We start from the raw sequence: 11,222 nt of genomic DNA, 5'->3' as shown, positions 1-11,222 counted from the left end.
AAAGCTAAGAGCAATGTTGTAGATAAAGCTAAATTAAAATTAGAACGCAGGGCAGAGAAACAGAGAATTAAAGAAGAAAAAAGAAGATTAAAAGAATTAAAAAAAGAATCCAGTAAAGAAAGAAGATAAAGTTTTAATATTATGAAAAGAGTTTATATTTTTATTTTCATATTAGAGATATTATTTTTTAGTATTTCATATTCTGAGATCAGCCATAAATTTTATTGGAATTTGGAGAAAGGCAAAAGAATAGAATCTGTAAAAACTGCCGATGTTGAGTATTATGAGAATGGTATATTAAAAAGCACATATAAAGAAAGAAATATTATAGATTTGACAGTTATTGCAATTGCTCCGAAAGGGGGATATAGGGTAAGCGGTGTATTCAAGATTTTTAGAATGATGAAAGGCGATAAAGTTTTTCATCTTGATGAAGAGTATACAAGCGACTTTATAATACATACCAATGGAAAATTTGAAGTTCCCTCTCATTATTTTATGCCTAATGTAAGACATGTTCCTACATTTCCTGATAATGAGGTGAAGCTTACGGAATCTTGGAACAGAGAATCTATTGAAATTATAAAAGTAAATAATGCTCCTAATCTTACTATGGCTTTATCATCTGATTATCTATTTGCCAATATAGAAACCAATTCTGATGGAAGCAGAAATGCTGTTATACAATATCATATTATGACGGATAAGGATTTATATCAGGCTGGATTATCAAGAAGGGGCTATCCAGAGAGAATATATGGATTTAATTATGGTACTTTTCTTTGGGATATGGAAAAAAATATTCCTGTATCTCAGCAGGAAAGATATCAAATATTATTCGGATATGGAAAAGAATTATCTTATGCAAGTTTGCAGTATAAAATGAATATTGTAAGTACTTATAAAATTTATGATACTATAACAAAAGAAGAAGAAGATTATAACAGAAAAAAATTAGAAGATAATCTTAATAATGATGATAATGTTACAATAGATACTGTACCTGAAGGTTTGGTTTTAAGACTCGGAGAAATACTTTTTGATACTGATTCATATAATTTGAAGCCTGATGCTAAAAACACAATAGATAATATTATCAAAGCTATTAAAGAAACTTATCCAGACAGAGAGATAATTGTTGAAGGTCATACCGATAATACAGGAAGAAAAGAGTATAATCAGGAACTTTCTGAAAAGAGGGCTAAAACAGTTGCAGATTATATGCTTCCTAATCTTGATCATGATAAATTATCTTATAAAGGGCTTGCTGATGATGAGCCTATAGCTTCTAATGATACTCCTGAAGGCAGAAGAAAAAATAGAAGAGTTGATATTATAATCAAATTAAGATAAAAATGTTTTTTATATCATTTAAATATATTCTTTTATATGTAATTTTCTAAATCAAAAAACATTGATAAAATGCTGTTTTATAATATAATAATTGTTTAAAAGAATTATAATTTTTAAGGTAATAATAAAATGGATCAATTTATAGATGTAGTAAGTTTTGAAATAGAAGCAGGACATGGAGGAGCAGGCAGTGTCAGTTTCAGACGTGAGGCACATGTACCTATGGGAGGACCTGACGGAGGCAATGGAGGGGACGGAGGAGATGTTATTGTTACTGTTGATGCTAGAATAAATAGTTTCGGAAAGATAAAAAGCAGAAAGAGGTTTAGGGCAAGAGATGGAGAACCTGGCAGAGCCAGACTTAGTGATGGTAAAAAGGGTGATGATGTTGTTATAAGAGTTCCTATTGGTACTGTTATTTATAATGAGGATACGGAAAATATATTAGCTGATTTGCTTGAAGACGGACAAAGCTATACTGTTGCTAGGGGAGGAAAAGGAGGAAAAGGAAATAAGTTTTATGCTACTGCCACAAATCAGGCACCTGATTATGCACAGCATGGTTTGGATGGAGATAAATTAAATATAAGACTTGAAGTTAAATTAATAGCTGATATTGGGCTTGTGGGCATGCCTAATGCTGGAAAATCTAGTCTGCTTGCTAGACTTACTCGTGCCAATCCGAAAATTGCATCATATCCTTTTACTACGCTCACTCCAAATTTGGGTGTATGCTATTTGGATTATGAAAGAAGTTTTGTTATTGCTGATATTCCTGGTATTATTGAAGGTGCAAGCGAAGGTGCTGGACTTGGTCTTACTTTTTTAAGGCATATTGAAAGAACTGGGGCTTTATGTTTTGTTATAGATTTGACTGATGAAGATATTGTCGATACTTATAAAAAACTTAGAAATGAATTAAAGCTTTACAGTAAGGAATTAATAAAGAAAAAGTCTATTATAGTACTAAATAAAACAGATATGCTTGAAGAAGATGAGATAAAAGAAAAGTTAAAAGAAATAAAAAAAGCAGTAAAAAAAGAATACAAAAATAATAAAGAAACCCATTATGAAGAGCCTGAAATATTTGCCTTATCTGTATTTAGTTTGGAAGGGGAAATGCTTGAAAATGTTATAAGTTCATTTTATAAAGCAAATGAGGAGAGATATGATAATACAGTGAAACAAACGAGAGAGCCTTTGCTTCTTAATCAGAATAAAAATAAATCAAAACTTAAAACAAAAAGGGTATTTGGACCTGTTATATCAAAAAGACTAGGCAACTCTTTAGGAATAGATGTTATACCTCATAAAACATGCAGTTATAATTGCATATATTGTCAGCTAGGTTCTGAAGAGAATACTAAAACTGAACTTGGAAATTATTATTCTGTTGATGAGATAATTTATGAATTAAAAGAGTCTTTGCTTAATAATAAAAATATTGATTATATAACATTCGCTGGTTCCGGTGAGCCTACTTTATATAAAGATTTAAAAAAACTTATTTATGAAATAAAGCAGATAACTGATATTCCAGTATGCATTATAACAAATGGTTCTTTACTTTATAAACAGGAAATGCGTTCCAATTTGCTTATGGCTGATTTGGTTATACCTTCTCTTGATGCTGGAAATATTGATACTTTTAAGATAATAGATCAGCCTAATAAGGATATTGATTTTGATAAAATGGTTAATGGACTTATAGAGTTTAGAAGAGTGTTTAAAGGTGAATACTGGCTTGAGGTATTTTTGCTTAAAGGTATTAATGACAGCGAAGAGGAGCTTGATGATATAATAAAAATAGTAAATAAAATAAAACCAGATAAGGTTCAGCTTGTTACAGCTACTAGAAGAACTGCTGATGAAAAGGCTAAGGCATTGAATGATGAAGAGTTAGAAAAAATAAAAAGATATTTTAATTCTAAATGCGGCATTGAAATAGATGTTCCTAGCGTTTCTGACAATGCTAAAGGAAATACTAAAAAAATTACAGAAGAAGATATAGTAAATTTTTTAATAAGACAGCCTGATACTGTTCACATGATAGCGATAAGTTTTAATGAAGATGAAAAGAGTGTAAATGAATTATTAAAAAAATTAACGGAGTCTGGAAAGGTTAGAGAAGAAATTGTTAATGGAGTAGTTTCTTATGCTGTTAATATTTAGTATAATCTATATATAAAAATTAGTTTTATAAATTTTAAAATGAAGCTTATATAAATTTATTTAATTAAAATACCATAAAGTATAATTAATTCATATTCGTAGTTAGTTTGCAATAAATCATATTTTTTAGTTGATATATATTGTATGTTTCTATTGATAAAAATATTTTAAGCATATATAATATTTCTTTATTAAATTAATCATTATTGAGGTATGAAATTTATGAAAAACTATTTGGAATTATTAAAAAAAGTATTAGAAGAAGGAGAAGAGAGTTTAGATAGAACTGGAGTTGGAACAAGAAGAATATTCGGACCGCAATTAAGATTTAAATTTGATGGAAATAAAATACCAATTATAACAACTAAAAGAGTTTTTATGAAAGGCGTTATTATAGAATTATTATGGTTTTTGCAAGGCTCAACTAATATAAAATTCTTACTTGAAAATAATGTGCATATATGGGATGAATGGGCGGATGATATGGGAGAACTTGGACCTGTATACGGCAAGCAGTGGAGAGCTTGGGAAACTAAAGAGGGAAATAAAATAGATCAAATATCCAATGTAGTGAATACTTTAAGAAACAACCCTACAAGCAGGAGAAATATTTTAAATGCTTGGAATGTAGGAGAGATTGATAAGATGCATTTACCTCCATGCCACATGATGTGCCAGTTTTCCGTGAACAATAAAGGCGGTATAATTACGCATTTATATCAGCGTTCTGCCGATTTATTTTTGGGAGTTCCTTTTAATATAAGTTCTTATGCCATACTTACAAGGCTTTTGGCTATGCATAGCGGACTTCATGCTTCAGAACTTATTATGACATTCGGAGATGCCCATATTTATAATAATCATATAGAGCAAGTAAATACTCAGCTTTCAAGAGAGCCTTATGAACAGACAACAGAATTATTTATACAGCAGCGCCCTAATATATTCAGCCATGTTTATGAAGATTTTAAATTGGAAGGATATAAATACCATCCTACTATAAAAGCGGAGGTAGCTGTATAATATTACTGGGTTTTATATATTATGAATAAATCTGATTTAATAACTATAAATGATGCAGCCGTTTGGGCTTCAGAATATACCAATAAATTAGTAACCATATCCAATATTAGTTACTTAATTCAGTATGCTTTAATAGATAAGATAATAAATAATGGAATTACTTATATATCGCAGTCAGATTTAAAAAAATATTATGATAAAAATAAAAGAGAAATTGATTGGAAAAATAAACTTGGAAATGATTTAAATTGGAAACTTTCTTTTGATAATTTGAGAGAATCTGATACCACAAAACATGTTCATAGGCTTCATCCTTATAAAGGAAAGTTTATTCCGCAGCTTGTAGAATATTTTATTGATAATCATACGGACGAATTTAAAAAAGACATATATTTTAGAGAAAATGATATAATATTAGACCCTTTTTGCGGAAGCGGTACAACACTTGTTCAAGCTAATGAATTGGGAATTAATGCTATAGGAATAGATATTTCTGAATTTAATACTTTGATTTCAAATTGCAAAATAAATGAAGTTGATTTAATAAATCTTGAAAATATTATAAATATATTTACAGATAAGTTAGAGGATTATATAAAAAATAATATAGAGTTTGAAAATGAGCTTAATGATAAATTATCTGAATTTAATAATATATATTTTAATTCATTAGATTATAAAAAGAAAGTTAGAAATAAAGAAATAGATTCTAAGATATATGGAAAAGAAAAAGAGAGTGAATTTTTAATAACTTATAATAATTTGATAGAAAAATATCATATAAAATTATATAATAACATGGATAATGATTCATTCATATATAAATGGTTTATACCAAGTATAATTGATGAATTAGAATATATGAATAATTTGATAAAATATATAGATGATATAAAAATAAGAAATATTTTACAAGTAATTTTAAGCAGGACAATGCGTTCTTGCAGAGCAACTACTCATTCTGATTTAGGTACTTTATTAAAGCCTGTAACAACAACATATTATTGCCGTAAACATTATAAAATATGTAAGCCTTTATTTTCAATAATTAAATGGTGGAGAAAATATTCAGTTGATACTATAAAGCGTTTGTATGAATTCAATAAATTAAGAACTAATACTTATCAATTATGCATAACAGGAGATTCTAGGGATATAGATATTTTCAATGAAGTAAAAAGTATCAATAATAAATTTTATAATTTTTTAAACAATAAAAGAATAAATGGCATATTCACAAGTCCTCCATATATAGGCTTAATAGATTATCATGAACAGCATGCTTATGCTTATGATTTATTTGGTTTTGGAAGGAATGATAATTTTGAAATAGGGGCATTATCTAAAGGTCAGAGTTTAAATGCCAAAAATGAATACATAAATGACATATCGAAAGTTTTAATAAATTCTAAAAAATATATGATGGATAATTATGATGTATTTATTGTTGCTAATGATAAATATAATTTGTATCCTGAAATAGCATATAAATCTAATATGAAAATAGTTAATACTTTTAAAAGACCTGTATTAAATAGAGTTGAAAAAGATAAGTCAGCATATTCAGAAATAATATTTCACCTAAAAGAATTATAGGAGTTATTATGCCATTAACTAAAAAACAAAAAGATTCTATAAAAGAAAAATTGTACACAGTTTTAAGAAATAAATTTAGGGATTACAAGCCAGAAACAACTTCAATGCCTTTTCATACTCGTCTTCTTGGTAAAGATAGAATGGCTTTATATTCTTTTATACAGTCATTAAATACCAATTTTGGTACTTCTATATTCGAGCCTTTAGCTGTTGAATTAGGAAAAGATAGATTTAAGATTATTGATAAACAGGTTGCAGCAAAAGATATAATAACATCAGAAGCACAAATAGTAATACAAAATATAATGGATGATTTGAGATCTGCTAATAAAAGTCCGAATAAGGATGAAGAAATAAAATTAATAAAAAAAGTATGCAAAATAGGTGAAGCCAAAAAAATAAAGCCGACAAAGATAGATATTTATATTGAAGATTATAATAATAATATATATTTAATAGATTTAAAAACAGCAAAACCTAATAAAGGTGAATTTAAAGATTTTAAAAGAACTTTATTAGAATGGGCTGCAGTTAGTTTGTATTATAATAGTGATAATAATGTTCATACTATGATAGGAATACCATATAATCCTTATGAACCAAAACCTTATGAAAGATGGACTATTGCAGGAATGCTTGATTTAGAAAAGGAATTAAAGGTAGCTGAAGATCTTTGGAATTTTATAGGCGGTGATAATGTATATAATGATATTTTATTATGTTTTGAGGAAGTAGGACTTGATATGAGGAAAGAGATAGATGAATATTTTTATAATTTTTTGCATAAGGATAATAAATGATAATCTCATTAATTGCGGCAGTTGATTCAAAGAATGGAATAGGGTTAAATGGTGTTATGCCTTGGGGACACATTAAGGAAGATATGCATTTTTTTAGGAGTACAACCACAGGATATCCAGTTGTTATGGGGCGTATAACATTTGAGTCTTTAGGGTGTAAGCCTCTGCCTAAAAGAAAAAATATTGTTATATCATCTAATACTAATGATGATATTTCAAATCAGTATGATAATCTATTTTATGAAAAATCATTTGAAGATACTATTTGTAAACTATTATTAGAAAAACATAATCAAATATTTATAATAGGAGGAGAATCAATTTATAGAAAATCTTTATGCTATGCTGATAAAATATATCTAACTCATATAAATAAAGATTATAACTGCGATAGATTTTTTCCAAATATTGATAAAGATATCTTTAATTCAAATAAATTAGAAAATTTTACATATAATGATATAGATGTAAACATTATAGAATATAACAGGATAAAATAGTTGAAAAATATATGAACTGCTATATAATTTTACAATGAATAAGTATTTTTTACATATTCATAAATATATCATAATCTCAGGATATGTATATTGATTTGTCATTTATTTTTGGAGCTTATTTATGAATAATCTTGAGTATTTATTAAAATTGGCTGATGAAGCTTTTAATAAACAAGATTATAATAAATCCATAGAATATTTTGATAAATTAATTTTTTATTATGGAGATGTTGTAGAGCTTTACAATAATAGGGGATTAGCCAAAAATAGCATAGGAATGTATGAAGAAGCCATTAAGGATTTTGAAATGGTTATAAATATAGACCCTAACTATGTACATGCCTATAATAATATAGGTTTAGTTAAGCACAATTTATGCAATTATGAAGAAGCTATAAAATATTATAATAAGGCTTTAGAAATAGATGTTAATTGTATTCAAGCTTATAATAATATAGGATTATCCAATTATAATTTAGGTAATTATGATGAGGCTATTAAATATTATAACAGAACAATAGAAATATCTCCGAATGCACATACATATAATAATATTGGATTAGTTAAAAATGATTTGGGAATGTATGAAGAGGCTATAGAATATTTCAATAAAGCTATAGAATTGGATAGAAATTATTTTAAAGCATATTATAATATTGGATTATCTAAATACAATTTAAAAAATTATCAAGAGGCTCTAGAGTATTTCAATAAAGTTATAAGAATGGATAGCAATTATGTTTATGCTTATAATAATATAGGTATAATTAAACAGGATTTAGGTATGCATGAAGAGGCTGTAAAATATTTTGATAAAGCTATAGAATTATATTCAAATTATCCAAAGGCATATTACAATAGAGGATTATCAAAGCTAAAATTAAAATTTTATAATGATGCTGTTGAAGACTTTAATAAGAGTATAGAATTAGAACCTGAATATTCATTTTCTTATTATAAAAGAGGTGAAGCAAAGCTTAAATTAAAACATTATAAAGAGGCGATAGAAGATTATAATAAATCCATAGAATTGGGAAGCTCGAATGATGATATTAATTTTGCCATAGGGCTTGCTCATTATAAATTATCATGCTATAGAGATGCTTTTTATTATTTTGATAAAGTCAGCAATAATAAAAAAGCTTATATTTTAAAAGTTATATCTAAAATTAAATCAATTTTTATAAGAAATTGATATTCAATTAAAAATTATAAAATACTATTATATTAATTAATTTTTTAATATATAATAATAGGTTTTATATCAAGAATATTGGAGTTTTATATGAAACCTATAATAGGAATAAGCGGAAGTTTATTGAGTATTCAAAGTAATGATGAATTTGCTGGTTATGAGAGGGCCTATGTAAATGATGATTATGTATTTTCTGTAACAAGATCAGGAGGCGTTCCTTATATAATGCCTATTGTAGATGATGAAGAAGATATACGAATACAGCTTTCTCATGTAAATGGAATAATATTATCAGGCGGTTATGATATTGATCCTATATACTGGAATGAAGAGCTGCATCATAAATTAGGCAGAATATTTCCTAGAAGAGATGAATATGAATTAAAACTGATAAAGTATGCTTTGGAAATGAAAAAGCCTATACTTGGAATATGCCGAGGACTTCAAATTTTAAATGTATATTTTGGCGGAAGTTTATATCAGGATTTGTCACTTATAGAAAATTGCTATATAAAGCATAATCAAAGTGCTAAACCTTATGAAGCTACGCATAGTTTTATAACCGAAGAAGGAAGTGTAATAAGAGATATAGTAGGTGAAAAGGTTAGAGTTAATTCATATCATCATTTGGCTATAAAAGATTTGGGAAGCAATTTAAAAGCTACTGGATATTCTGAGGACGATATAATTGAAAGTATAGAATATATGGAAAACGGCAGTTTTGTTCTTGGTGTGCAGTTTCATCCTGAAATGATGCATGCACATCATAATTTTGCTTTGAATATTTTTAAAAGATTGATATACGTTTCATTAAATAGTTTATAATTTTTTAAAATTAATTTTAATTATTTTAATAGTAAAATGATAAAAATGTATAAAATTATTTATTTATAATTATTTAAAAAATTAATTTTTTTTAATAATGTATATGTATTATAAGTTGTAATTTTAATAATATTTTTTAAATTAAATAGTATATACATGATTTTGTTATATTTTTAGTTATATAAATTATATATATCGTATAATATAATTAGTTTTATACATAATAAATATGTTTTTTAATATTAAATAACTTTATAGCGTAATATTATAAGTAGTAATAGTTTGTTTTATACAAATATTTTTTTAATAAAATGAAATATTATCGTAATAATAACTTGACAAATATTGAAAATAATATAACATATATATGTAATATGATTAGTAAAAAGACTATATTGATAACTAATAATCCAAAAATAGCTGAAGAGGTGCATAGTAAAAATGTAGAAGTAATGTACTTTCCAGATTCAGATTTTATGGATATACTTTGTAAGGCTAGGGATTATATACATTCATGCTATAAACTTTTGACTCATCCAATAGTAAGTAGCATAAAGCCTTATGAAACTCCTTATAAGAGTATAGTTTTAGCTAATAATGATGAGGGTAATGTTGATATAGAATCATTAGAGTTGATAGAAGGCTCTATTGCTTTGACTAGAAATTTTTTAGATAAGCCTAGAAGGAAATTAACAGAAGCTATAGATGAAGACTTTAAGTTAATAGATTATAAACTTGTAGTTGGAGCTATAGATGGTATTTTATAAAAACGAATAATAGAAGGGGAGATATTATGGGTAATTTATATGATTGTATTATAATAGGCGGCGGTCCTTCTGGTTTAGCTGCTACTATATATTCTGCTAGAGCTAGATTAAAAACAGTTCTTTTTGAAAAAGGAAGTTTCGGAGGTCAGATTAGTATAACTGATGAAATAGCTAACTATCCTGGATTTTTTGAGGAATCAGAAGAGGGAAGACATCCTAAAAATCTTATCAATAAAATGATAGAGCAGGCAAAAACATTTGGAGCTGAAATAGAACATAAAGAAGTTGTAGATGTTAAATTAGATGGTAAAACAAAAGAGGTAAAAACTTCGGATGGTACTACTTATGAATCTAAAGTTGTTATAATAGCAACAGGTGCTCAGCCTAGAAAATTGGGATGTAAAGGTGAAGTTGAATATACTGGTAAAGGTGTTTCATACTGTGCTACATGTGATGCTAACTTCTTTGAAGGTTTGGAAGTATTCTGTGTTGGCGGAGGAGATACAGCTGTTGAAGAAGCAATGTATTTGTCTAAATTTGCTAGAAAAGTAACATTGATAGTTAGAAAAGATTATGTACGCTGTGCTAACTCTATAGAAGAGAAGGCAAAAGCTAATCCAAAAGTTGAAATAAAATTTAGAACAGAGCTTTTAGAGGTTAAAGGTGATGGTATAGTTGAATCTGCTATATTCTTGAATAATGAAACAGGTGAACAATATGAATATAAAGCAGATGAAAATGACGGAACATTTGGTGTATTTATTTTTGTTGGTTATGTTCCTTTGACAAAATTGTTTGAAGGTAAAGTAGCTATGCAGGATGGATATATTCTTACAGATGAAGAGATGAAAACAAATGTTGAAGGTGTATTTGCTTGCGGAGATTTAAGACCAAAAATGTTGAAACAGGTTATTACTGCTACAGCTGATGGTGCTATAGCTGCGATTTCTGCTAATAAATATATTGAGGAAAAATTTTCTTAATTAGAAAT

General features: G+C 27.1%; 10 protein-coding genes. All 10 read left to right on the top strand.

The features are described 5' to 3' along the window. Positions 1–141 precede the first annotated feature (141 nt). The 10 genes from Q0J69_RS09215 to Q0J69_RS09170 all read left to right on the top strand — a co-directional run bounded on the left by Q0J69_RS09215 (position 142) and on the right by Q0J69_RS09170 (position 11,214). A complete protein-coding gene (locus tag Q0J69_RS09215) occupies positions 142–1,353 on the top strand; it encodes an OmpA family protein (RefSeq protein WP_366030527.1) in 1,212 nt (403 codons plus the stop codon). A 129-nt stretch (positions 1,354–1,482) separates the two neighbouring features. Further along, on the top strand, positions 1,483–3,525 hold the full coding sequence (obgE, locus tag Q0J69_RS09210; RefSeq protein WP_297206570.1) for a GTPase ObgE: 2,043 nt from the start codon (positions 1,483–1,485) through the stop codon (positions 3,523–3,525). Between the two features lie 222 nt (positions 3,526–3,747). Continuing rightward, entirely contained in the window at positions 3,748–4,548 is an 801-nt protein-coding gene (locus Q0J69_RS09205; protein WP_297206568.1) for a thymidylate synthase, read from the top strand. Positions 4,549–4,569: 21 nt separating this feature from the next. After that, entirely contained in the window at positions 4,570–6,144 is a 1,575-nt protein-coding gene (locus Q0J69_RS09200) for a DNA methyltransferase (protein ID WP_297206565.1), read from the top strand. Positions 6,145–6,152: 8 nt separating this feature from the next. Continuing rightward, positions 6,153–6,944, top strand: coding sequence for a TdeIII family type II restriction endonuclease (locus Q0J69_RS09195; protein ID WP_297206561.1), 792 nt, complete (start codon positions 6,153–6,155; stop codon positions 6,942–6,944). Beyond that, positions 6,941–7,444: a dihydrofolate reductase gene (locus Q0J69_RS09190; RefSeq protein WP_297206558.1), complete on the top strand. Its 504-nt coding sequence runs from the start codon at positions 6,941–6,943 to the stop codon at positions 7,442–7,444. Before Q0J69_RS09195 ends, Q0J69_RS09190 begins: the two co-directional genes overlap by 4 nt. Before the next feature lie 121 nt (positions 7,445–7,565). Then, positions 7,566–8,639: a tetratricopeptide repeat protein gene (locus tag Q0J69_RS09185; protein WP_297206556.1), complete on the top strand. Its 1,074-nt coding sequence runs from the start codon at positions 7,566–7,568 to the stop codon at positions 8,637–8,639. A gap of 90 nt (positions 8,640–8,729) precedes the next feature. After that, positions 8,730–9,464 (top strand): gamma-glutamyl-gamma-aminobutyrate hydrolase family protein, encoded by a 735-nt coding sequence (locus Q0J69_RS09180; protein WP_297206554.1) that lies wholly within the window; start codon positions 8,730–8,732, stop codon positions 9,462–9,464. A 374-nt stretch (positions 9,465–9,838) separates the two neighbouring features. Continuing rightward, entirely contained in the window at positions 9,839–10,231 is a 393-nt protein-coding gene (locus Q0J69_RS09175; RefSeq protein ID WP_297206551.1) for a GrdX family protein, read from the top strand. 26 nt (positions 10,232–10,257) lie between these two features. Next, a complete protein-coding gene (locus Q0J69_RS09170; RefSeq protein ID WP_297206548.1) occupies positions 10,258–11,214 on the top strand; it encodes an FAD-dependent oxidoreductase in 957 nt (318 codons plus the stop codon). The last annotated feature ends 8 nt before the right edge of the window (positions 11,215–11,222 follow it).

This window comes from uncultured Brachyspira sp. (assembly GCF_944388875.1).
Lineage (GTDB): Bacteria > Spirochaetota > Brachyspiria > Brachyspirales > Brachyspiraceae > Brachyspira.
This window is presented reverse-complemented; position numbering and strand designations above follow the sequence as displayed.

What these genes read in the sequence shown, in the direction of transcription:
- Q0J69_RS09170 (WP_297206548.1), top strand. Translation starts at nt 10,258, where the DNA reads ATGGGTAATTTATATGATTGTATTATAATAGGCGGCGGTCCTTCTGGT.
- Q0J69_RS09185 (WP_297206556.1), top strand. Translation starts at nt 7,566, where the DNA reads ATGAATAATCTTGAGTATTTATTAAAATTGGCTGATGAAGCTTTTAAT.
- Q0J69_RS09205 (WP_297206568.1), top strand. Translation starts at nt 3,748, where the DNA reads ATGAAAAACTATTTGGAATTATTAAAAAAAGTATTAGAAGAAGGAGAA.
- Q0J69_RS09180 (WP_297206554.1), top strand. Translation starts at nt 8,730, where the DNA reads ATGAAACCTATAATAGGAATAAGCGGAAGTTTATTGAGTATTCAAAGT.
- Q0J69_RS09195 (WP_297206561.1), top strand. Translation starts at nt 6,153, where the DNA reads ATGCCATTAACTAAAAAACAAAAAGATTCTATAAAAGAAAAATTGTAC.
- Q0J69_RS09215 (WP_366030527.1), top strand. Translation starts at nt 142, where the DNA reads ATGAAAAGAGTTTATATTTTTATTTTCATATTAGAGATATTATTTTTT.
- Q0J69_RS09200 (WP_297206565.1), top strand. Translation starts at nt 4,570, where the DNA reads ATGAATAAATCTGATTTAATAACTATAAATGATGCAGCCGTTTGGGCT.
- obgE (WP_297206570.1), top strand. Translation starts at nt 1,483, where the DNA reads ATGGATCAATTTATAGATGTAGTAAGTTTTGAAATAGAAGCAGGACAT.
- Q0J69_RS09175 (WP_297206551.1), top strand. Translation starts at nt 9,839, where the DNA reads ATGATTAGTAAAAAGACTATATTGATAACTAATAATCCAAAAATAGCT.
- Q0J69_RS09190 (WP_297206558.1), top strand. Translation starts at nt 6,941, where the DNA reads ATGATAATCTCATTAATTGCGGCAGTTGATTCAAAGAATGGAATAGGG.